Annotated in this window: 19 protein-coding genes and 1 other RNA gene; 11 read left to right on the top strand and 9 right to left on the bottom strand. The window is 47.5% G+C overall.

Annotated features, from left to right (window positions below; genetic code table 11):
- Positions 1-5: 5 nt before the first annotated feature.
- The 3 genes from tadA to ASC40_RS09510 form a co-directional block, all read right to left on the bottom strand.
- The gene (gene tadA / locus ASC40_RS09500; RefSeq protein ID WP_072243434.1) at positions 6-461 is read right to left on the bottom strand and encodes a tRNA adenosine(34) deaminase TadA; all 456 of its coding nucleotides are present in this window, start codon (positions 459-461) and stop codon (positions 6-8) included.
- 121 nt (positions 462-582) lie between these two features.
- A complete protein-coding gene (locus ASC40_RS09505) occupies positions 583-3,699 on the bottom strand; it encodes a TonB-dependent receptor (protein WP_055439571.1) in 3,117 nt (1,038 codons plus the stop codon).
- A 220-nt stretch (positions 3,700-3,919) separates the two neighbouring features.
- A complete protein-coding gene (locus ASC40_RS09510) occupies positions 3,920-7,165 on the bottom strand; it encodes a TonB-dependent receptor (RefSeq protein WP_055439572.1) in 3,246 nt (1,081 codons plus the stop codon).
- A gap of 277 nt (positions 7,166-7,442) precedes the next feature.
- Between ASC40_RS09510 and ASC40_RS09515 the strand changes: the two genes are divergently transcribed.
- From ASC40_RS09515 to ASC40_RS09530, 4 genes are all read left to right on the top strand, one after another.
- Positions 7,443-8,579 carry an endonuclease/exonuclease/phosphatase family protein gene (locus ASC40_RS09515; RefSeq protein ID WP_245622257.1) on the top strand — a complete coding sequence of 379 codons (1,137 nt, stop codon included), beginning with the start codon at positions 7,443-7,445 and terminating at the stop codon, positions 8,577-8,579.
- A gap of 84 nt (positions 8,580-8,663) precedes the next feature.
- On the top strand, positions 8,664-9,350 hold the full coding sequence (gene phoB / locus ASC40_RS09520) for a phosphate regulon transcriptional regulator PhoB (RefSeq protein WP_055439573.1): 687 nt from the start codon (positions 8,664-8,666) through the stop codon (positions 9,348-9,350).
- Between the two features lie 18 nt (positions 9,351-9,368).
- Positions 9,369-10,670, top strand: a complete 1,302-nt coding sequence (gene phoR, locus ASC40_RS09525) for a phosphate regulon sensor histidine kinase PhoR (protein WP_055439574.1) — start codon at positions 9,369-9,371, stop codon at positions 10,668-10,670.
- 157 nt (positions 10,671-10,827) lie between these two features.
- A complete protein-coding gene (locus ASC40_RS09530) occupies positions 10,828-11,823 on the top strand; it encodes a PstS family phosphate ABC transporter substrate-binding protein (protein ID WP_055439575.1) in 996 nt (331 codons plus the stop codon).
- 60 nt (positions 11,824-11,883) lie between these two features.
- Here ASC40_RS09530 and asnC read toward each other — a convergent pair whose 3' ends face one another.
- Positions 11,884-12,330 (bottom strand): transcriptional regulator AsnC, encoded by a 447-nt coding sequence (gene asnC, locus ASC40_RS09535; RefSeq protein ID WP_055439576.1) that lies wholly within the window; start codon positions 12,328-12,330, stop codon positions 11,884-11,886.
- Between the two features lie 236 nt (positions 12,331-12,566).
- Here asnC and asnA point away from each other — a divergent pair, with 236 nt between their 5' ends.
- The 5 genes from asnA to phoU all read left to right on the top strand — a co-directional run bounded on the left by asnA (position 12,567) and on the right by phoU (position 19,148).
- Positions 12,567-13,562 carry an aspartate--ammonia ligase gene (asnA, locus tag ASC40_RS09540; RefSeq protein ID WP_055439577.1) on the top strand — a complete coding sequence of 332 codons (996 nt, stop codon included), beginning with the start codon at positions 12,567-12,569 and terminating at the stop codon, positions 13,560-13,562.
- A 111-nt stretch (positions 13,563-13,673) separates the two neighbouring features.
- A complete protein-coding gene (locus ASC40_RS09545; RefSeq protein WP_055439578.1) occupies positions 13,674-15,917 on the top strand; it encodes an ABC transporter permease subunit in 2,244 nt (747 codons plus the stop codon).
- Positions 15,918-15,931: 14 nt separating this feature from the next.
- The gene (gene pstA, locus ASC40_RS09550; RefSeq protein ID WP_055439579.1) at positions 15,932-17,587 is read left to right on the top strand and encodes a phosphate ABC transporter permease PstA; all 1,656 of its coding nucleotides are present in this window, start codon (positions 15,932-15,934) and stop codon (positions 17,585-17,587) included.
- An 11-nt stretch (positions 17,588-17,598) separates the two neighbouring features.
- Positions 17,599-18,417, top strand: coding sequence for a phosphate ABC transporter ATP-binding protein PstB (gene pstB, locus ASC40_RS09555; RefSeq protein WP_055439580.1), 819 nt, complete (start codon positions 17,599-17,601; stop codon positions 18,415-18,417).
- A gap of 14 nt (positions 18,418-18,431) precedes the next feature.
- On the top strand, positions 18,432-19,148 hold the full coding sequence (gene phoU, locus ASC40_RS09560) for a phosphate signaling complex protein PhoU (protein ID WP_055439581.1): 717 nt from the start codon (positions 18,432-18,434) through the stop codon (positions 19,146-19,148).
- A gap of 9 nt (positions 19,149-19,157) precedes the next feature.
- Here the strand turns inward: phoU and serA are convergent, their stop codons facing one another.
- The 3 genes from serA to ASC40_RS09575 are packed head-to-tail and all read right to left on the bottom strand — an operon-like array spanning position 19,158 to position 21,703.
- The gene (gene serA, locus ASC40_RS09565; protein WP_055439582.1) at positions 19,158-20,405 is read right to left on the bottom strand and encodes a phosphoglycerate dehydrogenase; all 1,248 of its coding nucleotides are present in this window, start codon (positions 20,403-20,405) and stop codon (positions 19,158-19,160) included.
- Positions 20,406-20,407: 2 nt separating this feature from the next.
- A complete protein-coding gene (rpiA, locus tag ASC40_RS09570) occupies positions 20,408-21,070 on the bottom strand; it encodes a ribose-5-phosphate isomerase RpiA (protein WP_055439583.1) in 663 nt (220 codons plus the stop codon).
- 45 nt (positions 21,071-21,115) lie between these two features.
- Positions 21,116-21,703: a 5-formyltetrahydrofolate cyclo-ligase gene (locus tag ASC40_RS09575; protein ID WP_072243435.1), complete on the bottom strand. Its 588-nt coding sequence runs from the start codon at positions 21,701-21,703 to the stop codon at positions 21,116-21,118.
- Positions 21,704-21,759: 56 nt separating this feature from the next.
- On the opposite strand from ASC40_RS09575, the gene ASC40_RS09580 reads away from it, so the two are divergent.
- Positions 21,760-23,340: an amidohydrolase family protein gene (locus ASC40_RS09580; RefSeq protein ID WP_211256884.1), complete on the top strand. Its 1,581-nt coding sequence runs from the start codon at positions 21,760-21,762 to the stop codon at positions 23,338-23,340.
- 104 nt (positions 23,341-23,444) lie between these two features.
- Here ASC40_RS09580 and ssrS read toward each other — a convergent pair.
- Positions 23,445-23,628: non-coding RNA, 6S RNA (gene ssrS, locus ASC40_RS11800), on the bottom strand.
- A 12-nt stretch (positions 23,629-23,640) separates the two neighbouring features.
- Positions 23,641-23,946 carry a cell division protein ZapA gene (locus ASC40_RS09585; RefSeq protein WP_055439585.1) on the bottom strand — a complete coding sequence of 102 codons (306 nt, stop codon included), beginning with the start codon at positions 23,944-23,946 and terminating at the stop codon, positions 23,641-23,643.
- Positions 23,947-24,083: 137 nt separating this feature from the next.
- Here ASC40_RS09585 and ASC40_RS09590 point away from each other — a divergent pair, with 137 nt between their 5' ends.
- Positions 24,084-24,671, top strand: a complete 588-nt coding sequence (locus ASC40_RS09590) for a UPF0149 family protein (protein ID WP_055439586.1) — start codon at positions 24,084-24,086, stop codon at positions 24,669-24,671.
- Positions 24,672-24,693: the final 22 nt, after the last annotated feature.

The raw sequence follows: 24,693 nt of genomic DNA on the forward strand, positions 1-24,693 counted from the left end.
GTTTGCTAGCGTCGTTTGCGAAAAAATTGGCGTAAAAGATCGCCGCACTCGTCGGCTAATATGCCGCCAATAACCTCCACCTGATGGTTCATGCTGGGGTGGTTAATCACCTCTATGGCCGTGCCTGTGGCGCCGGTACGAGGGTCTGTAGCGCCAAACACTAAGGTCTTAACTCGTGCATGGGTTATCAACCCTGCGCACATGGCGCACGGCTCAAGGGTCACGTACAAGGTAGTGTCAACCAACCGGTAATTGCCAATGGCGGCGCCGGCCGCACGAATGGCTTGCGCTTCGGCATGGGCTGAGGGGTCATTTAATGTGATGACCTGGTTAAAACCTTCCCCAATGATTTTGCCATTGAGCACCAGCACCGCACCAACGGGCACCTCATTGTGTTGTTCCGCCACAGCCGCAAGCTCAAGTGCGCGGCGCATAAAAAACTCATGCTGGCTTTGTTCCATAGTGTTCCTAATCGTCATTGGCAATTCACAAGCTGCCATTGTAACTAGAAATTTAAATTGGCGCTAAAAAAAGCCCCCGCTTGAACGGGGGCTTGGCATATTGTTGTGCTTGAATTTCAGCTTAGAAGTCGTATTGGAAACCTAAGCGAACACTCCATAGCGATGGCGCACCAGAACGACCTTGAACCGATGTTAGGCGATTTGTAAACGAATCAAACTGCCATTGGTTTTGGTCTGTAATGCTTACGTTGGCAAGTGACACGGTACGAGGGAAGCTAGTTTCGTACAGAACACCCCAGTCGTCGTTGAGCAAGTTAGTCAGGTTATCAACAACAAAGTAGACGCTCGATTGGTGATTGTCTGCGAAACCTGGTAATTTCTGCTCGAACTTGAAGTCAACTTTATGCCACCAGTCACTGTAAAACTCGTTTCGTGGAGCAATACCACCCGCGTACTTGTCTAAGCCGTAGTCGCTGATAAAGGCGAAGAACTCGTCAATTTGCGCGGTGGTTAAGTTTGGACCCCAAACTACATTTGGATCGTTCACACCAGTTGGCACATATAATAATTGGCGGTTACTGGTAATGTCACCAACCGGAGCGTTCATAGTAAAGCTATACGGACGCCCTTTGTTGGCCGAGGCAAACAAGCTAAAGATAGAGTCATAGCCAGCAACAAATTCAGTGGTATAGCTTGCACGGAATGTGAAGCGGTGCGGAATTTCATAGTTTGACGTGGCAACGCCCGGGTTTTGAATGTCCGCTGTTGCTAAGTTCGTGTAGTTTGAATATGCAACTGAACTCGTCATTGGGTTGACGTCTTCGGCTTTGTTCCAAGCATACGCAAGTGACCAATCTAAGCCAAAGTCATGCGACTTAGAGAGAGCAAAGCTAATACTTGTTTGATCGCCCGAGTCACCGTTCACGTTGGTGAGCATGAACGCATCTGCACCGCTGCCACTGTAAATCGGCCGACCATCAGGGGCGGTGCCGGTTTGTTGACGACGAAGATCGCTAATAATGGCTGCGTCTTCTTTGCGAGTGTGAAGGAAATCGGCCATGAATACATAGTCGTTTTCAAACACATAGGTTGCACCTAACGCAAACTTCCACTCTTTCGGTAACTTAAAGTTCGGGTCGAGTGCGTTCACTGGGCCAGAGCCACTTGCCGCAAGTACTTCGTCAACCATTTCTTGTGGAATATCAATCAGCGGATTGCCGGTACCGTCATGTGGTAAGTCAAACAAATTCACATTAAAACGGTTTGCTTCATAAAGCTTCGTGCCGTTGTTTGAGTAGTTGTTTGATAACCAAACGTTAGGGTTACCACCAGAATACAAACCAATACCACCTCGTACTTCAAGCTGGTCATCAACCACCCAGTTTACGCCTAAACGCGGTTGTAATAAGCCTTCGCCATCAAGTGTTGCGGTATTGGCAAAGCCGTATGTATTAGCAAAGTTTTGGTTTAGAGCTGGTTCGTCGCTTGTTGTGTACCAGTCATAACGTAAACCAAGCGTTAGGGTTAGGTCTTGATCAATGAAGTAATATTCATCTTGCGCGTACAAGGTATTTACTGAGTATTCAAATTGACCAGCGCCGTCTTGAGGGTTGTTGGTGCCTGCGGCGTTTTCATAAATAACACGACTGACATCACCAGTTTCAAAGGCATCAATTGAAGCAAACCGGAACTCGCCTTGCGCTTCTTGAATGAACAAGTTGTACACGTCATAAGTTTCTTGTTCATAGCCGAAGGTCAGGGTGTGGTCGTTAAGCAAGTAAGTACCAGAAAGCTTGAAGAAGGTGGTGTCATATTTCAATTTATTCGCATGACGTGAATCGTCCGCACCTAAATAGATGGTATTGCCGTTGTGGCTAATTTGAACTTCACCAACTTCGGTGCCACCCAACGGATTAACGCGAGCATCTAACTTCGAGAAACCAGCACGTAATTCGGTTGAGAAGTTATAAGTCCAGTCTGAGTATAATTGAGCAACATATGACTGGAATTCGGCACCACGTTCATAGAAGTGGTTTGAAAACTCGAGTTCGTTGTCATCGCCATCAGACTCGGCAATTGAATAACCGTCGTTATAGTTGTACGTAAATGATGCGCGATGCGAATCATTAATGTACCAGTCCAACTTGGCTAAGAATTTTTCATCTTCAACCGGAATGCTGGAAGGGAAATTACCTGGCTCAAAACCATATACGTTACGCGCGATATTGCCGATTCGGTCAAGGTCAGCTTGTGTTACGCCAATAACAGGCGTTGCGACATTGCCATCTTCTGGCCCGCGGTCAAAGGTATCGGCGCCTTCAAGTTTTTCATAGGCAACAAAGGCGAATAACTGGTCTTTTATCAAAGCACCACCGCCATTAAAGCCATAGCGACGCTCATTAAAGGCGCCGACGTTGATTGAGTCGCCTTCAAGTTTGTCACCTGACAATGAGTCGTTGGTGTAGTCAAAAAATACACTGCCGAATAGTTCGTTTTCGCCAGATTTAGTAACGGCGTTAATGTTACACGCAGTAAAACCACCGTATTGAACATCAAATGGAGCAAGTTCAACAGCTACCTGTTCAATCGCGTCATAACTAAATGGCATGCGTTCGGTTGGATAACCACTTGAGTTCAAACCGAAGTTATCGTTGGTACGCACACCGTCAACCGTCAAGCTGTTAAAGCGTGGGTTAGCACCACCACACTGAATATCACGTGCGTTGGTTTCGTTGATATAAATACGCGGGTCAATTTGCACCACGTCTTTAATGTCACGATTAGCGCTAGGCTGAGTTTGTAAGTCGCTTAAGTTGAAGCTAGCGGTTGGGCCACTTGCGCCTGACGTCATGGTAAGTTGACGGCCACTTACTTGAATGCGTTCAACATCTTGCTGAGCAACTTGAACACTTACGTTTTCCGTTTCACCTAAAGTCAAATAAACGTTTTCTACAACTTCGACGTTTCCTGAAGCATCCGTAACCGTTAACGTGTATGGACCACCAACGGCCAAACCACGGGCTGAGAATAAGCCGTTTTGGTTAGCTGTAATGTTGGTACTGGTGCCGGTACGTTCGTCCCGTAACGTAACTGTGGCATTACTAATGGCTTCCCCTGTGGCTTGGCTAGTAACCACACCACGAATACTTGATGACGTTTCTTGCGCCATCGCCGTTGACGACAGGCCTATCGCAATAGCAATGGCTGCAGCAATACGATTTGGTTTACTTTGGAACATGACGTTGTTTTCCTTGGATTGTAGTGGAACACAGCTTTTATTGTCTTTAGGAACGAAAGTCTAAGTAGTTTGTGTGACAATTTAGTGTCATGCGAATTATAGTTTAGAATTTTATTTTGGCTAACTTTTGAACGCTTATTGTGGCTATAAATTAGGAAACGGCATAAAAAAAGCCCCCGCAAAAAGCGAGGGCTTGCTCAGTATGTTTCTACAGCTCACATTAGAAGCGGTAGCGAACACCAATTTTCGCCTGCCAAGTAGAACGCTCTGGCGTGTAACGAGTTGGTGCTAGGTTCAGTACATCGAAACCGTCACCACTGTTGTATGGGCGACCATAAACATAACGGCCTTGATCATCTAAGTCGACTGATGCGATTTGACGCGCGTTGTCACCATATGGCAATACGTGCTTCTGGCCAGCATCTTTATCGAAGATAGCAATCAAGTTACGAATGTTGATGTAAAGCTCACCTTTGTGGCCTTCAGCAAAACCAGGAATTTCTTGTGAGAATTTGAAATCCACGTTGGTTGTCCAAGGTGCACGACGGTTGTTACGTGGTGCATAGCCACCAGCATATTGCAACAAATCAGCTTCTGCTAAGTAACCAGCGAAGGTTTCATAGTCCAAGCCGTCGGTATAAATTACGTTTGGATCATCAGCACCGGTTGGAATGTATGGCAAGTAACGAGCGGTACTGTCGAACTGCTGTTGATCACCAAACTTGTTGAAGCGGAATGTGTCTAACACGTAACCCCATGGACGACCAGAGTAGCGTTCCCAGAACAAGCCGAAAGTTGACTTATAACCACTGAATAATTCAGTTTTATAAGTAATGTCGGCCATAAAGCGATGCTCTACCATGTATGAGGCAGTACCTGCTTCAACGTTGTTCGGGTCAATAGCTACTGGGTAACGGAAGTTTGATGTTGCGGTGCTTGAACTACCAGCAACAGCTTCTTCAACGTCTTGATTGGTGTAGCTAGTACGCAAGCTTAAACCGTTATCCCACGCTTTACCTAAAGTGAAGGTGTAGATTTTGCTAGAGCCACCGTCACCATTGGTTAGCATTAGGTCGTAACGGTCAACGCCATTGTCGTCGCCAATACCGCCAGGTACGTGGTCATCAATTGGATCATCAACAACATAGATAATACGACCGCCATCAGCAGTAGTAACCACGTTGCCTTCAGAGTCCAATAATGGACGACGAGCTAAATCAACCCACTGCACGTCATCTTTGCGACGGCTGTAGATGTATTCAGCACTTGCGAACCAGTCGTGACCTAAGAATGGAATTTCAAAGCTGTTGAAATCAATACCTAAGCTTGCACGCCAGTCAGTTGGTAACTCAAAGTTCGGGTCGATAGCGTTAACATAGCCGTCGCGAGTCAACGAGTTTTGAACTGCCTCAGGTACTTGAGTTGGGTCTACGTTGTCGCGATAAACAGATGATGGCAAGCTGCGCGTATCGAACTGCGAGAAGGCCATACCGCTGTTGGTGTATGAGTTTGATACCCAAACATTAGGACGGCCACCGCCGTAACGGCCGAAGCCACCACGTAATTGGGTGTCGTCATTCAACTGATACTTAAAGCCCACACGAGGAAGGATTAAGTCTTTGCCGTCTAAGTTCTCAGTGTTAGCAAAGCCATAACGCTCAGCAAACAAAGGGTTATAGGTTGGCTTGTCTTTTGCGAAAATACGCTCGTAACGAACACCGAAAGTTAGTTCAAGATCCCATGTTGGTGCCCAAGTATCTTGTAGATAAAGAGCTTGCTGGCCTTGAGTAAAGTTCGCAGCGGCGTCGTTCACGTCACCGGTTAAGCTGCCAGCATAGTAGAACTGGTTGGCTTGACGGTTTTCAAAGTTCTCAAGACTCCAGAAAGTCCATGAACCCAAAGAGTTTTGTACGAACAAGTTATAGATATCAGTTGACTGATACATGTAACCGAATGACAACGCGTGGTCACCTAACAGGTACTCACCGTTAGCTTGCAATTCAAACGTTTGGTTTTCACCATAGTTTGCGTGGCGTGAATAGTCAGGACCAAAGCTTACAGAGTTACGATTGTTGTCTACCTGTACAACAACTTCACCCATGGTGCGACCATTTAATGGCTCTTGCAACGCTTCAACATCTTTGTACGACAATTTAATGTCGCTTGAGAAGTTAGAGCTCCAGTTTGAATAGAACTGCAACGCGTAAGCGTTCAATGTCTGTTCGTTGTTATACCAGTTTGATGATAACGCAATTGAACCATCACTACCGTAGTGGCCACGAATTGAGTTGCCGGTGGTGTTTTGATAAGTAAATGCTGCGCGGTGCTCGTTGCTGATGTTCCAGTCCAACTTCACCAATAATTTCTCATCGTCTTCTTCAGCTGGCATGTTCCAGTCACCAAGCTGTGCATCTGTTAAACCGTATACGTCTTTCGCGATACGGATAACTTCGTCTAACTGATCTTGAGAAATGTTCGCGATGTTAGAAGCACTTGAGCCGATAGGGCCACGGTAAGGAGCATTGGTTTCTTCAGCTTTTTCGTAGTTTACGTAGAAGAACAATTCATCTTTGATGATTGGACCACCAACGCCAAAACCTAAGGTTTTTTCAGAGTAGTCAACGTTCGGAATACCTGCACCAGCGTCATAAATTGATTCGCTTGGGTTACCCGCTAAGCTATCGCTAGTGTACTGATAGAACAAAGAAGTTTCGAACTCGTTGGTACCAGATTTGGTTACTGCGTTAACTTTTGCACCAGTGAAGTTGCTGTCTTTCGCGTTGAAAGGCATAACGTCAACGTTCAACTGCGCAATAGCGTCAATTGAAATTGGTGAACTTTGAGTTGGGTAACCGTTGCTGTTCAAACCGAAGTCATCGTTCTGGCCGATACCGTCAACAGTGATTGAGTTGTATTTCGGGTTATTACCCGCAACAACCAACTGGTCGCCATCGCCAAGCTGAGTCGCTAAAGGGTTCAAACGAACGATTTCTTTTAAGTCACGGCCATAAGTAGGCAGTGATGCAATTTGTTCTTCGCCGAATGAGCTTGATGAGCCATTGTTCAGGGCTGCATAGTTAATCGCACTGCCAGTTACACTAATGCGTTCAACGTTCGCATCTTCAAGCTGTGCATTCAAACGGTAAGTTTCGCCAAGCTTTAAGAATACTTCTTGGTATTCGGCGTCACGGTATACGTCTGAGTCGATAGTTACGCGGTAAGGACCGCCAACACGAAGACCACTTGCAATGAATGAACCAGAATCGTCGGTTGTCACTTCTAAGCGGCTGCCTGAAGGCATGTGCTCAATGACAACTTTGGTATTGGCGGCGCCGTTACCTTGTGGACCGACAATAGAACCACGCATTGCTGCTGAGGTATCTTGTGCTACTGCAGTTGCAGAGGCCAAGCCTAAGGCAACTGCGATGGCACTCGCGGTGCGCGTTAATCGCAGAGATGTACTCATCTTTATTTCCTGGGTTGGTTGGTTGTAATAAAAATCGAGCCAAGGCGATACCGCAGTGTTGACGCCTTGATGACTTTTGGACGAGAGAAATTATCACGTCCTTGTGTCAAAAATATGACAATATTTTACGCAATTTTTATTTAAATTGCATCGGTTAAATTGAACCTTTATGCTTTCGGCCAGTCATAACTGACCTTTTGAAGGACTCTTCTCGTCGATGAAAATCTATACAGCCCTTGCGCTCTCTGTTCTTTCGCTTTTTATGGCTGGATGCGATATGCCCAAAGAAAAAATAAATGAACCGACTGCACTGCGCGTTGCAACCTTCAATGTCAGCATGGATGCAAGTAATTATTTGTCTTATGAAGCAATTCCAGAGCAAGGCGCTCAAGCATTGCAGGCAGCACTGGCTACTCAACATCCGCAAATTAAAGCGGTAGCTGAAATTATTCAACACACTCGCCCTGATGTGCTGGTGCTCAATGAGTTTGACTTTATTGATGCATCTGAAGGAATTGATGTTTTCAAACGGGATTATCTACAAGTAAGCCAAAACGGCGAGTCACCGATTGATTATCCCTATGTGTTTATCGCGCCAGTGAATACCGGAATGCCAAGCCCGTATGACTTAAATGGCGATGGGGTTGCGACGGGCACAGGTGACGATGCATGGGGCTATGGTCTTTATCCAGGCCAATACGGTATGGCAGTGTTGTCTAAATACCCGATTCACAACTCACAAGTGCGTACGTTTCAAAAATTTAAGTGGAAAGATATGCCCGGCGCGCTGGCGCCACTAAAAGCAGGAACGAGTGAGCCGTTTTTCAGTGCGGCAGCATGGAACGAGCTACCATTGAGCTCAAAGTCACACTGGGATTTGCCAATTCAAGTAAAAGACCATGTTTTACACCTGTTGGTGAGCCATCCAACACCGCCAGTTTTTGATGGAAAAGAGAATCGAAATGGCCGTCGTAATTTTGATGAAATTCGCTTTTGGGCTGACTATATTCAACCGCATTTAAGTGACTATATTTATGATGACAAGGGCGAGAAGGGCGGTTTGCCTCAGCGCGCAGCCTTTGTTATTGCCGGCGACCTTAATGCCTCTGTTGACGGTAAGGACAATGTTCCTGGTGCAATTCAACAATTATTGGAACATCCGTTAATTAACGCGAAAAACCCACCCACTAGCCGCGGCGGTATGCTGCATACGCCAGATAATCCGTTAGCAGCAGAACATACTGCTGGGTGGCGTAAGCGTGCCGATTACGTGCTGCCATCAAACGCAGGAATATCGCTCATTCAAAGTGGTGTGTTTTGGCCGGTAGCCGGCGAACCAAAAGCAGAATTAGTGCAGAATCGCAAGGCTTCGTCTGACCATCGTCTTGTTTGGATAGATATTCAATTAAAATAAATGACACAAATTTGGTCGTTTTCATAAAAGTGTCATAAAGTATCGTGATAATCAGCCGTGCCAAAAACAAATTAGGTGACGCAGATGTCCAGAAAGATACTGATTGTTGAAGATGAAGCACCCATTCGCGAAATGTTAAGCTTCGTCATGGAACAGCACGGCTATCAAGCTATTGAAGCAGGTGATTACCAAGCAGCCTTGGAAAAGGTGGTTGAGCCTTTCCCTGATATGATTCTGCTCGATTGGATGATCCCAGGTGGCTCAGGCATTCAACTTGCCAAAAAGCTGAAAGGCGATGACTTCACACGGTCAATTCCAATTATTATGCTTACGGCGCGCGGCGAAGAAGAAGACAAGGTACGCGGTCTAGAAGTCGGCGCCGATGACTACATGACCAAGCCATTCTCGCCCAAAGAACTCATGGCCCGCATGCGAGCTGTATTTCGTCGAGTTGCCCCAACCGCGCTTGACGAACCCTTAGACATTGAAGGTTTGCGTTTAGACCCAGTGTCCCATCGTGTTACGGCTTTTAATGACCGTTTGGACATGGGGCCTACTGAATTTAAATTACTGCACTTCTTTATGACACACCCCGATCGCGTGTATAGTCGAGAGCAGTTGCTTGACCATGTTTGGGGTACCAATGTTTATGTTGAAGACCGTACCGTTGATGTACATATTCGTCGGTTACGTAAAGCATTGGAAGTTCATGGCCATGACCGCCTGGTGCAAACCGTGCGTGGCGTGGGTTACCGCTTCTCAAAGAATTAAGAACGACGGGCATTAAACATGGACCGTCGTTACTCTGTCTTGTTTATTCTAAAAGGCCTGCTGTGGTTTATCATCCCAGTGGGCTTTGTTGGCTGGTTACTTGGTTATTTTTGGGCAACTTTGGCCATAGCCCTAACAGCGCTTGCAGCATGGCATTATTACTACCAGTACAAACTTGTTGACTGGTTATGGCATCGCCGCACTATGTTACCCCCTAGTGCCCCCGGCAGTTGGAGCTATATTTACGACGGTATTTACCGTACCCAACGGCGTAGCCAGCAACGCCGCCGCGCGTTAGCTCGCTTGTTGCGTCGGTTTCGCGAAGCTTCTGAGGCCATTCCAGATGCCGCAATAGTGTTTCGCAAAGACGGCAGCCTTATTTGGTGCAACAAGCTTGGGCAGTTTTATTTTGGTTTGAAATGGCCGGCCGACACCGGAATTCGGCTATCGAACCTTATTCGCTACCCTGAGTTTATTGCTTACCTACAGCAAGGCGATTTTCGCGAAGATATACACTTGCCATCGCCGGTGCGCGAAGACATTGAGCTTGAAATTCGGGTAATGCCTTATAGCGATGATCAGTTTTTATTAATGGCGCGCGACGTCACGCAATTGAAACAGCTTGAGCAAATGCGCAAGGACTTTGTAGCAAACGTATCGCACGAATTGAAAACGCCATTAACTGTGCTGCAAGGCTATTTAGAAATGCTTGATGAGCCAGCCGACTTACCGCCAACCATGATGAAAAAAGCGGTAACGGACATGCAAGCGCAAAGTGATCGCATGCGCAATTTGGTTGATCAACTACTTAGCTTGTCGCGTATGGATGTTCATCGTAGTGATATTTTTGATCGTGTTGCTGATATTCCCAAATTAATTGCCGCTGTGGAGCAGGACGCTCAACGTTTAAATCATGACAAGCAGCACACGATTAGCTTTGATGTTGCGCCAATTAAAATTCATGGCATTGAAGACGAAATGCGCAGTGCTATTTCGAATTTGGTGGCCAACGCCATTCACTACACACAAGCAGGCGGCCAAATAAAAGTGACTTGGAAAATGGCCGTGGGCGGTGATATTGAGTTTTCGGTACAGGACAACGGGCCTGGCATTCCGGCTGAGCACGTTGGGCGGTTAACCGAACGCTTTTATCGGGTAGATAAAGATCGAAACAGCAAAAAAGGCGGTTCAGGCTTGGGCTTGGCCATAGTTCAGCAAGCGTTAGAGCACCACCATAGTCGCTTGAACATTGACTCAGTGGTTGGTCGCGGCTCGAAATTTTCGTTTCGAATTTCCGAAGAGCTGGTTATTCGCGACTAGCAAGCACCTCGCGAGCAATATGTAATAAGCAGCTACAATAAAAATGTCAGAATCGTCACAAATGTCACAATACTGTCATATTGACACACTAAACTTAGCTCCAGTTAATGATTAATCGATTGGCTTCGGCCATCATCACTTACGATTGGAGTTTTTCATGATAAACAAGACAATCACAGCGAAGCGTTTTACCGCAACTTTAGCTACCGCAGCCGTTGCAAGTTTATTAAGTTTTTCAGCCGTTGCACAAAAAGCGACTGACGATTTACCTGAATACGAAAAAGTTAGTGGCTTGTCTGGTAACCTGTCGTCGGTAGGCTCAGATACTTTAGCTAACATGATGACCTTTTGGTCTGAAGAATTTAAGCGTTTGTACCCGAACGTGAACATGCAAATTCAAGCGGCTGGCTCATCAACTGCGCCACCAGCCTTAACTGAAGGCACTTCGAACTTTGGGCCAATGAGCCGCGCTATGAAAGCGAAAGAGATTGAAGCTTTCGAAAAGCGTCACGGCTACAAGCCAACCCAGGTGCGCGTAGCGATTGACGCATTAGCTGTATTTGCACACAAAGATAACCCTATTGAAGGTTTAACTATAGCCGAAGTGGACGCTATTTTCTCCAGCACGCGCTTGTGTGGCGCCACTGAAGAAGTTCGCCGCTGGGGTGACTTAGGTTTAACTGGTAGTTGGACTAACCGGGACTTGCAGTTATACGGCCGCAACTCAGTTTCTGGTACCTACGGTTACTTTAAAGAAGTCGCACTATGTGACGGCGATTTTCGCAATAACGTCAACGAACAGCCAGGTTCGGCGTCAGTAGTACAGTCTGTATCAACGTCTTTGAACGCTATTGGTTACTCGGGTATTGGTTACATGACGTCTGGCGTTAAAACCGTACCATTAGCAGTAGAAGCGGGTGCTGAATACGTTGATGCAACCACTGAAAATGCGTTAGCGGGTAAGTACCCACTAGCACGTTTCTTGTATGTTTATGTAAACAAACACCCGAACAAACCATTAGACCCAGCAACAGCAGAGTTTTTGAAAATGGTACTGTCAAAAACGGGTCAAGAAATTGTCGATAAAGACGGCTACATTCCAGTTCCGCGTGTGGTTGTTGAACAAGAGCTGAAGAAACTAGGCTTGAACTAATTTAGACCGCGTAAACACCGCAAAACGCCCTTGTGACGAGACCGTTACGAGGGCGTTTTTTTAAACTTGAATTTGCCGCATAATCGGCTGCTGTAACGAAATTAACGTTTCAGTGGCCTGAATTTCCTCTATGGGCTGAATTTTGTTGATGAGCAAATTCTGCAAGTCATCAATTGAGCGCACCATCACTTTAATAAAAATACTGTATTGGCCGGTGGTGTAGTGGGCCTCCACGACTTCTGGTAGGGCGTTCAGTTGCGCCAGAGCGCTGGGATAGTCGCCGGCGCGGGCTAAGTTAATACCAATAAAACAGCACACATCGTAGCCTAACTCGCGTGGGTCAACATGCACATGGGTGCCGGTAATAATTCCCGCCTGCCTTAATTTTTCCACCCGCACGTGAATAGTTGCAGGGCTAACGCTGTGTTGCTTGGCAATTTCCGCATAAGAAACGCGCGCGTTGTCTTGTAGCGTGCTAATTATCGCTTTGTCTAAATTATCGATCATTTAATTTCCCCACCGAAACTCACGTTGTTTTTAGATTTTATTCAACAAAAACCAAAATATTGCTGTTTAAGTTATCACGCATTCCTTTATTGGTTAAATAGTATTGAATGGATTGGTTGTTAGGGTTTACTTTGTTGAATAGCAATCACAGCGCGATGCGCTACCCGGCGTAGAACAACGAACAGCGAAGCGCACTAACAATGAACAACGAACCCCGAACCACGGAGATTTCAAACATGTTAAAACAACAACAAGATGTCGCAAGACTGAAACAACGATTCACCGAACTACTTTGTGAAACACTGCAGTTAACCGAGGTGCAGGCGCCGCTTATGGTGCCGAAAGACTCTGGGGTACAAGATAATCTGAGTGGCACTGAACGAGCGGTTGCGGTACATGTTAAAGCCGAGCAGCGCGACTATGAAATTGTGCATTCGTTGGCGAAGTGGAAACGCAGCGTATTGGCGCATTATGGTTGTCAACCGGGCGAGGGTATTGTGGCCCAAATGAAAGCCATTCGTGCTGACGAAGAGCGCCTAACTGAACGTCATTCAGTGCTTGTTGAGCAGTGGGACTGGGAACGTGTTATTCAACCAGCAGAGCGTTCGCTAGACACGCTGAAAGCCACTGTGCGTGACATTTATCAGGCCTTGCGGGCGTTACATGTCCAGTTTTCACCAGAAGCTGGCAACGACTTAGCGTCAGAAGTGGTATTTATTCATGCTGAACAGCTTCGTCGGATGTTTCCGCAATTATCACCCAAGCAACGCGAGTACGAAATTACCAAGCTACACAAAGCTGTATTTCTCATAGGAATCGGCGGCGAGCTTGCCGACGGTATGCCACACGATGACCGAGCAGCTGATTATGATGACTGGAGTACCCAAATTGAGCACCCAGCCAGTGGCGAGCACTTTGCTGGGCTCAATGGCGACTTATTGGTTTGGCATGAGCCAATTAACGACGCGCTTGAATTATCATCGATGGGAATTCGGGTTAACAGTAGTGCGCTAGAGCACCAGGTCGCACTACGTAAAAGTTATAGTCTGCTGCAACTACCTTGGCATCAACAATTGCTAAATGGTGAGCTACCGGAGTGCATTGGTGGTGGCATAGGTCAGTCACGGGTTGCTATGTGGGTGTTACAGTTAGCGCACATTTCTGCCACCCAAGCACCTCAGTTGCTATGGCCGCAACAATTGAACCACAACCACCAGCGAGCAGTTGCATGACAGAAAAATGTCAGCAATATGACAGCGCTGTAACAATACTGTCATAGAATGCGTCTATACTCTGCTGCATCAAATTCATGTTAGATCATTTTTAAACTTGAAGAGGCAGCAATGGCGGCATCACAACGTGCAGAGTTGGGAGCCAGTAATGTGCGATTAATCAAAGATAAAGCGGCTCGCTGGGGGGTAACTCTTGGCGGCGGCTTAGTATTAATGGCACTGCTACTGATATTCTTTTACTTGTTATATGTGGTTGAACCTATTTTTCGTGGTGTAGAAGTTGAGCACCAGCAATCGTTTGCCGTTCCCGGCCAAGGGCAAACTGTTGCTATGGGTATGGAAGAGCAGTCTGAAATAGGCTACCGATTTGCGGACAACGGCACGCTTAGTTTTTTTGCATTAACGCAAAAACTTGGCACTGACTGGCAGCCTGGTCAAGTTCTATTGACGGAGCAAGTTGCCGACAGCCCGACAGCTTTTGCCGCAACTCAGCCGCAGAATAAACGTTATGCATATGCCGTCGCAGGCGGGAAAGCACGTATTATTGAACCGAAATTTCGCTCACAGTTTAAAGATGGTCGCCGACTTACCACGCCTGTGGTTGGTTTCGCCAACGAGGGCGAACTCATTCAAGTTGATCCTGAAGGTCGCACGTTATCGCAAATTGCGTACGAGTATAATGGCGAGTCACAGTTATTTGCGGCGGTAACCGCCGACAACCAAGTGATAGTAAACTTTTTGCAGGCCAGCCGCAGCTTCTTGACGGGGACGGTTGAGCTGAAATCAAAATTTGCTGAACTTCCCATTAACGGCCAAGTTGATGACGTGGTTGTTACCCCAGACTTAACCCAAGTGTTCGTTCGCCAAGGCAACCGATTTTATGTGTATGGTGTGTCACGCACCGGAACTATTAGCGAGCGACAATTATTAAATATTGATCGTCGTCGTTATGGCGAAATTACGAGTATGCAGTTGTTGGCTGGCGCAAGCTCGGTGCTATTCGGTCATGCCAATGGTTTGGTCACACAATGGTTTGAAGTAGCCGGCGAAAATGGTCGTCAGTATCAGTATATTCGTGAGTTTCAGGCGGGTAGTTCGGCCATTAAAGACATTGTAGCGGAATACTATCGTCGAACTTTCTATACCGTGTCAGAAACTGGCGAAGTTGGGGTGTTTCACACCACATCAGAAGCCGATCTGTATTTCTCGCATATTGATAACGTCAAAGCAGAGCGCGTGGTTATTGACCCGCGTGCCAATACCTTATTAATGCAGAGCGGTAACGAGCTGCATTCGTTCAAATTAGAAAACGAGCACCCGGAAGTAACTTGGAGTGGCATTTGGCAAGAAGTTTGGTACGAAGGTTACCCAGAACCTCAATACGTGTGGCAGTCAACTTCTGGTTCTGACGACTTTGAACCCAAGTTTAGTTTAGTGCCAATTTCGTTTGGTACTATTAAGGCCGCAGCTTACGCGATGTTGTTTGCGGTGCCTATTGGTCTAGCTGCAGCAGTTTATACGGCTTACTTTATGTCGCCAGGTGTGCGTAAAGTGGTGAAGCCAACCGTAGAAATTATGGAAGCCTTGCCAACGGTAATTTTGGGCTTCTTGGCTGGCTTGTGGCTGGCGCCGCTCATCGAAGAATATCTGCCCGGTATTGTCGCCACCGTAATCTTGGTGCCATTAGCTATTGTAGCCTTTGCGGCGCTAAGCAGCGTATTACCGAAAGTATGGCGTAATCGCTTTACTGACGGCCGTGCGGCACTGATTTTGTTGCCAATTGTTGCCTTTGTCGGATGGCTCTCATTTGAACTGTCACCCTGGGTTGAGCAAGCACTGTTTGACGGCAACGTGCGCCAGTACATTACCAACGAGCTGGGCATTACCTTTGACCAACGCAACTCGCTGGTTGTTGGTATTGCCATGGGCTTTGCGGTTATCCCGACTATTTTCTCAATTGCTGAAGACGCAGTGTTTAGCGTGCCTAAGCACTTATCAAATGGTTCGTTGGCGCTTGGTGCAACCACTTGGCAAACCTTAACTAAAGTGGTGTTGCTAACAGCCAGCCCAGGTATTTTCTCAGCAGTTATGATGGGTTTAGGCCGTGCCGTAGGTGAAACCATGATAGTACTTATGGCCACGGGTAACACGCCGATTATGGACTGGAACATTTTTGAAGGCATGCGTACGCTCTCGGCCAATATTGCCGTTGAAATGCCAGAGTCAGAAGTGGGGAGTTCGCACTACCGCATTCTGTTCTTAGCAGCCTTTGTATTGTTTATTTTCACTTTCGCGTTTAATACCGTCGCTGAGTTAGTGCGTCAGCGTCTGCGCGACAAATATAGCTCGATGTAAGCGTGAGGATGTCCATGAATAAATGGTTTAAGTCAGGAAAACCTTATATTTGGCTTACTGCGGGCGCGGTAAGTGTCAGCTTAATTGCTGTACTTGGTTTGCTAGCGCTCATTGCTTGGCGTGGTCTGTCATTCTTTTGGCCGGCAGCCATTCACGAAGTTGAAGTGCAAGCCAATGACGGCTCAACGCGCGTAATTATTGGTGAAGTATACGACCGTGAAGAAGTGCCAATTTCGCGTTTAACCGAGTCAGGTATAACCCTTGAAGGCTTTGAGGGAGAAATGCTTGAACGGAAGTTGTTCAAGGTGGGTAACCGCGAATTCGTGCCGCTAGATTTCATGTGGGTTATGGAGCCGCAAATTATTCGCGACGAAACCCCAGCAGATCTTGCAGTGCTTGAACGCTCAAAAGACGGTAACTTCTACGGTTATGTGGTGGATGTACTAGAAAACGGCGAGTCTGTTGCTAACCAAAACAACCTGCGTGACGTATTGTTCGAGCGTATTGAGCGTGCGGTTGAATTGAACGAACAAGCTTCAGACCTACAGCAAGGCGAAATTGGTGCCATTAACTACGAGTTAAACCGCTTGCGTCTTGAAGCACGTGCATTAGACCTAGAAGGCAAGTTGACGGAAGCTGAGCAGCAGCGCTTGGCTGCTGAAGAACATGCGTTAAACGAACAGTATAAAGAGCTTGAGAAAGAACTGTTCGCTTACCGTGATGCCGCCAGCCGTGACAGTGTGGTTATGCGCGACATGCGTGGTATGGAAGTGACATTACCCATGTACCGAGTGTTAGACGTGACGTTTCCAAATGACATGGGGCTATTTAGCAAAATCGGCCATTTCTTTACCCAAATTGGTAAATTTGTGTCAGAAGACCCTCGTGAGGCAAACACTGAGGGCGGTGTATTCCCGGCTATTTTCGGTACCGTGTTCATGGTGTTGCTCATGTCGGTTATCGTCACCCCATTTGGTGTCATCGCCGCGGTTTATCTGCACGAATACGCTGGCAAAAATGCGATTACACGGTTAATTCGCATCGCGGTAATCAACCTAGCCGGTGTACCGTCTATTGTGTATGGCGTGTTTGGTCTGGGTTTCTTTGTTTACATGGTTGGTGGCACGCTGGACCAAATTTTCTACCCTGAAGCGTTGCCGAGCCCGACCTTCGGTACGCCAGGCGTGATGTGGTCCGCTATTACTTTGGCCATTTTGACACTACCGGTGGTTATTGTGTCGACCGAAGAAGGTTTGTCGCGTATTCCGAGTACCTTACGCGAAGGCAGTTTGGCACTGGGTGCAACCAAAGCGGAAACTTTATGGCGCATTATTTTACCAATGGCATCGCCAGCCATTATGACTGGTTTAATTCTTGCCGTGGCGCGTGCCGCTGGCGAAGTTGCGCCATTGATGTTGGTAGGGGTAGTGAAGTCAGCACCTATGCTACCGGTGGACGGAAACTTCCCGTACTTCCACTTAGATCGCAAATTTATGCACTTGGGCTTCCACATTTATGATGTTGGTTTCCAAAGCCCGAACGTTGAGGCCGCGCGACCATTGGTATACGCCACCTCATTCTTGTTGGTTACTGTTATTGTCGGGTTAAACCTGACCGCTATTGGCGTGCGTAACCATTTACGTGAAAAATATCGCTCTCTTGAACATTAAGGTTAAACATTATGATTTCGGTTACTCCGAACACTAGCAATGTCGAATCATTAGATTTAGCAAACTTAACGCCAGAGCAAACCGCGTTAGAAATTCGCAACCTCAACTTGCATTATGGGGATGCGCAAGCGTTGTACGACATTTCGATGAATATTCCGAAAAATCGTGTTACCGCTTTTATCGGCCCTTCAGGTTGCGGTAAATCAACCTTGTTGCGTTGTATTAATCGCATGAATGACTTGGTTGAAATTTGTAAGACTAGCGGCGAAATCCGTTTGCACGACAAAAACATTTACGACAAAAATGTCGACGTGGCTGAACTGCGTCGCCAAGTGGGCATGGTGTTTCAGCGCCCAAATCCGTTCCCGAAGTCAATTTACGAGAACGTGGTGTATGGTATGCGCTTGCAGGGTGTGAATGACCGCCGTACGCTCGATGAAGTGGTGGAACGCTCACTTAAAGGTGCTGCACTATGGGATGAAGTCAAAGATCGCTTGAATGCGTCAGCGTTTGGCTTGTCAGGTGGTCAGCAACAACGTTTGGTGATTGCACGCGCCATTGCCATTGAGCCGGAAGTGCTATTATTAGATGAGCCAACGTCAGCACTTGACCCAATCTCAACGTTAACCATTGAAGAGTTAATTACCGAGCTGAAAGAAAAATACACCGTGGTTATTGTGACGCATAACATGCAACAAGCAGCACGTGTGTCTGATCAAACCGCATTTATGTACATGGGTAAGCTAATTGAGTATGCCGACACGAACACCTTGTTCACCACGCCAGCTCAAAAGCAAACTGAAGATTACATTACCGGTCGTTACGGTTAATAGGAGCGCAGGCAATGGATAAATTAAATATGAGCCGGCACATTTCCGGTAAATTTAACGAAGAGCTTGAAGCCGTTCGTAACCAGGTACTCAATATGGGCGGCTTGGTTGAGCAGCAATTGCGTGACTCGTTGCACGCTATTGAAAAGTCTGATCATGAAATGGCCGAGCAGATTTTGCAGCGCGACTACAAAATTAACGCGCTTGAAGTGCAAATTGATGAAGCTTGTGTGCAAATTATTGCCAAGCGTCAGCCAGCAGCCAGTGACTTGCGTTTGATTATTGCTATTTTCAAGACTATTTCGGATCTTGAGCGTATTGGCGATGAAGCCGAACGCATTGCGCGTGTAGCGCTTGAAAGCTTCAACAATGATCAGCAGCAGTTCTTGGTAAGCCTTGAAAATCTTGGCCAGCAAGTGCTTGCCATGTTGCACGGCGTATTAGATGCATTTGCGCGCATGGACTTAGACGCAGCATTTGAAGTACACCAAATGGATGCCCAAGCCGATCGTCAGTACGAAGCATTAACGCGCCAATTAATGACCTACATGATGGAAGACCCACGCGGCATTCCAAAGGTGATGAACGTACTCTGGTCAGCGCGTTCGCTTGAGCGTATTGGTGACCGTTGTCAGAACATTGCCGAGTACATTATTTTCTTCGTGAAAGGTAAAGACGTACGTCACGTCTCGCCTGAGTCGATGGAGCAAACAGTAAAAGGCCCTCGCTAGGGCCATTAACTAGTACAACACGCGGGCTTTTATGGTGCCGTCGATAGCGCGCATGGCGATAAGTAAGTCGTCAGCGATGGTGCTTTTCGGTGGCGTTTCTATATCAATAACCACGTAACCAACTTTGCTGTCGGTTTGTAAGTACTGGCCGGAAACGTTGATATTTTGCTCGGCCAGCAATTGGTTAATGCGCGTAAGCATACCCGGGCGGTTGTGGTGAATATGCAGCAAGCGGCGCGAGCCTTCGTGCGCTGGCAGTGCCACTTCGGGGAAGTTTACCGCCGACAAAGTTGAACCATTGTCGGAATAACGAACTAATTTACCCGCCACTTCTATGCCTATATTTTCTTGAGCTTCTTCAGTAGAGCCGCCAATATGCGGCGTCAAAATGCAATTATCGAGGCCACGCAGCGGTGACTCAAATTGCTCGTCGTTGCCTTTGGGTTCTACTGGGAATACGTCGATAGCCGCGCCGGCTAAATGGCCCGACTTCAAAGCATCGGCTAGCGCATTAATTTTCACCACGGTACCGCGTGAAGCGTTAATAAATACCGCTCCAGGTTTCATTTGCGCCAATTCGTTCGGGCCAATCATCCACTGCGTTTGTGGTGTTTCTGGCACATGCAATGTTACTACGTCAGCTTGCTTTAAAAGCTCGTTCAAACTGCCCACTTGCAGAGCGTTACCTAACGACAATTTGGTTTCGATATCGTAGTACCGCACTTGCATGCCGAGTTGCTCAGCCAAAATGCCTAATTGCGTGCCAATGTGGCCATAACCCACAATACCGAGTACTTTGCCGCGCACTTCAAACGAGCCTTTGGCGGCTTTGTCCCAGCCACCGCGATGGGCAGCTGCGTTTTTCTCGGGAATACGGCGAAGTAGCATAATAATTTCGGCTAATACCAATTCAGCCACGCTACGAGTGTTTGAAAACGGAGCGTTAAACACCACCACGCCGTTGTCGCGTGCGGCCGCTAAATCAACTTGGTTGGTACCAATGCAGAAACAACCCACTGCAGCGAGCTTTTCCGCTGCCGCAAATACTTTCGCTGTTAATTGAGTGCGCGAGCGTATGCCAATAAAGTGCACGTCTTTGATTGCTTCACACAGCTCGTCTTCGTTGAGCGACGTTTTCAGCGTTTTGATATTGCTGTAGCCGTGCTGCTTCAGTACCTCAACAGCACTCTCATGCACGCCTTCAAGTAACAGAATTTGAATACGTTCTTTGGCCAGCGAAGTGGGTTGGTGGCTCATGACTACTCCATAAACTGCAGGCCACTTGGGCTTGCAATAATTGCGATATTGGCGCCGCGCTTGGCGAATAAACCGTTGGTAACAACACCCACAATACTATTCAATTGTTGCTCTAGTTGAACAGGGTCTAAGATATCAAAGTTGTGAATATCCAAAATGACATTGCCATTGTCGGTGACAAAGCCTTGGCGCCACACGGGGTCACCGCCAAGTTTGACAATTTCGCGGGCCACGTATGAACGTGCCATTGGAATCACTTCTATTGGAATTGGAAAGCTACCTAAGCGACCTACCACTTTGCTTTGGTCAGCAATACACACAAACTTGTCGGCCACCGCGGCAATGATTTTTTCACGAGTTAACGCGCCGCCACCGCCTTTGACCATGCGCATGTGCTCATCAATTTCGTCAGCGCCGTCAATGTAAACCGGCAAATCAGCAACATTGTTGAGTTCAACCACATCAATACCGTGGGCTTTTAGGCGCTCGGTAGAGGCGTCTGAGCTTGAAACAGCGCCTTCAATGTCGTTTTTCATGGTGGCTAGAGCATCAATGAAAAAATTGACCGTTGAGCCGGTGCCCACACCCACAATGCTATTGGGTTGAACATACTTCAGAGCGGCTTCTGCGGCTTGCTTTTTAAGTTGGTCTTGCGAGGTGGACATAAGGGCTTCCATAGTCAGTGGTCTATGGCTTTTCAGTATACAGTTTTAGCCGCGAAAGTCCCACACTTTAGACGGGGTTATGACCATGGGAAGCGGCACATCCCAGGGTTGTCTCGGTAGTTGTTCAACCTGTTGGCAGTCAAGCGCCAAACCAATCGGCAGCAGCTGCGGGTAGTGGCCTTTGTACCAGCCACTTAACGTGCGATCATAAAACCCGCCGCCCATGCCCATGCGGTTTCCTTGCTGGTCAAAACCAACCAATGGTATTAGAAGCACCTGTAATTGCTGTAGGGGCACGATGTGTTGCGCATGCAATTCTGGCTCGGGAATTTGATATTGGTTATGCACCCAACGGGTGCTCTCTGACAAGCTCAAGAACAGCAGGTGGCCTCGGTTTATCGGGTGCAGCACCGGTAAAGCAAGCTGGTGGCCAGCGTTTATCAACTGTTGATTCAAGACTTGAGTGGGTAGTTCGGCACGAATGCTAAAATAACTACCGATACAGGTTGGGTGTTGCAACTGCGGTAATTTCATTAAATGCTCAGCAACCAACCGCGCAGCGTCATCACGCTGTGCGGCAGACATGCTGGCGCGCGCATTTAATAAATGTTGGCGTAATTGCTGTTGCGACACAGTGCTGATACCTTATGTAAGCTTGCTCTAAACCATAAAAACAAGAGAGTTATATCATGATTCGCCAATTACTGACCACGCTAACCCTAACTATTGCGCTTTCAACCGTAGTGCTTGCCGCGCCACCGAAAGCACCAGCCCGAGGTGAGCAAGGCGAAGGGCCTTATCAACGCCTAATTTTACGTGGGGTTACCTTAATTAACGGCGAAGGCGCACCCGCCCAAGGGCCGGTGGATATTGTTATTGAAAACGACCGCATTGTGAATGTGGTTAGCGTGGGCAACCCTGGGGTTCCGATTAAACCAGAAAAACGGCCGGTTGCGGGCGCCAACGATCGCGAATTAAACCTTGAAGGCAAATACGTGTTGCCTGGTTTTATTGACATGCATGGGCATATTGGCGGTTCTGCTGAAGGTATTCCGGCCGAATATGTGCTGAAGCTATGGTTGGCGCATGGCATTACCACAGTGCGTGAACCGGGCAGCTTTAACGGGCTAGACTGGACCAAATGGCATGAACAACAAGCCGTAAAAAATGCCATCGTATCGCCACGAATTATTCCTTATGCGGGTTTTGGTATGGGCGCTGAGCAGCCTATTTTTGGCGCAAAGCAAGCACGCGACTGGGTGAAAAGCATTAAAAAACAGGGGGCTTCGGGCATCAAGTTCTTTGGCGCCACCCCAAAGGTTATGGCCGCAGCACTAGACGAAGCGAGTAAGCAAGGCTTGGGAACCATGATGCACCACGCCCAATTAAACGTGGTCGGTACAAATGTGGTGGATTCAGCTCGTTTAGGTTTGGGCAGCATGGAGCATTGGTATGGCTTGCCAGAAGCCTTATTTACCGGCCAACGCATTCAAAACTACCCAGCTAATTACAACTACAACAACGAGCAAGATCGCTTCCGCGAAGCCGGTAAATTATGGGCTCAAGCGGCTCAGCCGGGGTCAGAAAAGTGGAACCAAGTACGTGACGAGCTAATTAAGCTCGACTTTACCATCAACCCGACGCTAACTATTTACGAAGCCAGCCGCGACTTAATGCGTGAGCGCCAAGCCATTTGGCACGAAGAATATACCTTGCCGCAATTGTGGGACTTTTTCACCCCAAGTCGCTACGCCCACGGCTCGTATTGGTTTGACTGGACCACCGATGAAGAGGTGGCCTGGCGTAAAAACTACCAATTGTGGATGGCCTTTTTAAACGACTTTAAAAACCACGGCGGTCGTGTCACGACAGGCTCTGACGCAGGGTATATCTACAAAATTTACGGTTTTGGTTATATTCGCGAACTCGAGTTGCTGCGTGAAGCAGGCTTTAACGCGTTGGAAGTCATTCAGGCAGCCACATTGAATGGTGCTGAAGCGCTTGGCCTTGAAGATGAGATTGGTAGTGTTGTGCCGGGCAAAAAAGCCGACTTGATTGTGGTGGACGAAAACCCACTGGCAAACTTTAAGGTGCTGTACGGAACCGGTCACTACAAGCTTGACGAGAATAATCAGCCAATGCGCACCAAGGGCATTCGTTACACCATTAAAGACGGCATTGTCTACGATGCCCAAGAGCTCCTCGCCGACGTCCGCCGCTTGGTGGACGTAGCCCGGCGTTCTACGCCGGGTGGTGCGCAGCACCGTTAATGTTGAATTCAACACTAACGGTTGATTTCAATAACGTCACGATTGAATTCAACACTAACCGTGATAAAGCCACGTCCCGGCGTAGAACGCCGGGCTACAAAGGGTGACCACCCAGAATGCCGCTGCGTGCCTTGGCCCTTGAACCCACTGGTTCAAGGCGGGGCGCAATTGAAACGACCGCAGGCTTCTCGATACGAGTCGAGCTTGCTCAATAGTCGCCCAGTGAGCCCCTTTACTGCTAGCATCGGCTCAGGGACATCGGCTTGCTGGCGCACATCCCAGGCAGTCATAATTTGCTGGTTAACGTCCGGGGCGTTGATCAGCCATTGCTTGTTCAAGCGTGGCTTGCAGTAATTGCAGTTTTTCTTCGAGATCAGCAATACGTTGCTGCTGTTGTTTCTCTTGCTGAGCAAACTCATGGCACAAGTTAAGTGCCGCCATGACTGCAATCTGCTCCGGATTCGACAATTTTGTCATACCACGAATAGTTTCAAGCTTGGTATTTAATCGATCGGCGGCTTGCTGCAAAGCGACTTCTTGCCCTGGCGGACAGTTCACTTTGTAGTTACGGTCCATTAATCGTATGTCTAAAGTCCGTTGACTCATGCCGCTTCCTCTGTACTTGGACTATTCTTATCTTTCGCTGGTCGCTATTATGGCACGGGTAAGCGGTACTTGTCAGCTAGCCTGAGCAGCTTTGCAATGGTAGGATGTGCGTAAAGAACGTTAAGAGAACAAAAGCTATGCAACAAACCGGTGGCGCAGACGCTAACTTACTAAATTATGACCGTTTAACTGAGTTTTTTGAACAAAACGGTATGCTCTCCAATGGCGCGGAAGTGCACGGTATTTTAACCGGTATGATTGCCGGCGGTGCAAGCCTTAAGGGCGATGACTGGCTATTATTGCTCAGTGATCTGATTCACGAAGGGCAATCTTTTCCCCCCGCAGTGACGGAACGCTTAAAAGCGCTCGCAGCCGATATTTGCGCGAGCATGCGTGACCCTGATTTGGGTTTTAATTTGATTCTGCCAAGTGATCATGAATCCTTAGGTGAACGTTTAACTAGCATGATTGGCTGGGTGCAGTCGTTTCTTGTTGGCTTTGGGGTTAATCAAACGAACCTAACTGGCTTGTCAGACGATGTTCGCGAAGTGATTGACGACATGGTTGAAATTGCCAAGCTTGATTTTGCTGTCGACGAAGACGAAGAAGCCGAACGCGCTTTCTTTGAGGTAGCCGAGTACTTACGCATTTCAGCTATGTTATGTTTCAACGAGTTGGGGCTAAAATCGGGCGCCGACTGCAAAACCAACCAAGTTCTGCATTAACTCAGGCTATAAGTTGTAGGGT

Source organism: Pseudidiomarina woesei (genome assembly GCF_001418345.1).
GTDB classification, from domain to species: domain Bacteria; phylum Pseudomonadota; class Gammaproteobacteria; order Enterobacterales; family Alteromonadaceae; genus Pseudidiomarina; species Pseudidiomarina woesei.

What these genes read in the sequence shown, in the direction of transcription:
- tadA (WP_072243434.1), bottom strand. Translation starts at nt 461, where the DNA reads ATGGAACAAAGCCAGCATGAGTTTTTTATGCGCCGCGCACTTGAGCTT.
- ASC40_RS09505 (WP_055439571.1), bottom strand. Translation starts at nt 3,699, where the DNA reads ATGTTCCAAAGTAAACCAAATCGTATTGCTGCAGCCATTGCTATTGCG.
- ASC40_RS09510 (WP_055439572.1), bottom strand. Translation starts at nt 7,165, where the DNA reads ATGAGTACATCTCTGCGATTAACGCGCACCGCGAGTGCCATCGCAGTT.
- ASC40_RS09515 (WP_245622257.1), top strand. Translation starts at nt 7,443, where the DNA reads ATGCCCAAAGAAAAAATAAATGAACCGACTGCACTGCGCGTTGCAACC.
- phoB (WP_055439573.1), top strand. Translation starts at nt 8,664, where the DNA reads ATGTCCAGAAAGATACTGATTGTTGAAGATGAAGCACCCATTCGCGAA.
- phoR (WP_055439574.1), top strand. Translation starts at nt 9,369, where the DNA reads ATGGACCGTCGTTACTCTGTCTTGTTTATTCTAAAAGGCCTGCTGTGG.
- ASC40_RS09530 (WP_055439575.1), top strand. Translation starts at nt 10,828, where the DNA reads ATGATAAACAAGACAATCACAGCGAAGCGTTTTACCGCAACTTTAGCT.
- asnC (WP_055439576.1), bottom strand. Translation starts at nt 12,330, where the DNA reads ATGATCGATAATTTAGACAAAGCGATAATTAGCACGCTACAAGACAAC.
- asnA (WP_055439577.1), top strand. Translation starts at nt 12,567, where the DNA reads ATGTTAAAACAACAACAAGATGTCGCAAGACTGAAACAACGATTCACC.
- ASC40_RS09545 (WP_055439578.1), top strand. Translation starts at nt 13,674, where the DNA reads ATGGCGGCATCACAACGTGCAGAGTTGGGAGCCAGTAATGTGCGATTA.
- pstA (WP_055439579.1), top strand. Translation starts at nt 15,932, where the DNA reads ATGAATAAATGGTTTAAGTCAGGAAAACCTTATATTTGGCTTACTGCG.
- pstB (WP_055439580.1), top strand. Translation starts at nt 17,599, where the DNA reads ATGATTTCGGTTACTCCGAACACTAGCAATGTCGAATCATTAGATTTA.
- phoU (WP_055439581.1), top strand. Translation starts at nt 18,432, where the DNA reads ATGGATAAATTAAATATGAGCCGGCACATTTCCGGTAAATTTAACGAA.
- serA (WP_055439582.1), bottom strand. Translation starts at nt 20,405, where the DNA reads ATGAGCCACCAACCCACTTCGCTGGCCAAAGAACGTATTCAAATTCTG.
- rpiA (WP_055439583.1), bottom strand. Translation starts at nt 21,070, where the DNA reads ATGTCCACCTCGCAAGACCAACTTAAAAAGCAAGCCGCAGAAGCCGCT.
- ASC40_RS09580 (WP_211256884.1), top strand. Translation starts at nt 21,760, where the DNA reads ATGATTCGCCAATTACTGACCACGCTAACCCTAACTATTGCGCTTTCA.
- ASC40_RS09585 (WP_055439585.1), bottom strand. Translation starts at nt 23,946, where the DNA reads ATGAGTCAACGGACTTTAGACATACGATTAATGGACCGTAACTACAAA.
- ASC40_RS09590 (WP_055439586.1), top strand. Translation starts at nt 24,084, where the DNA reads ATGCAACAAACCGGTGGCGCAGACGCTAACTTACTAAATTATGACCGT.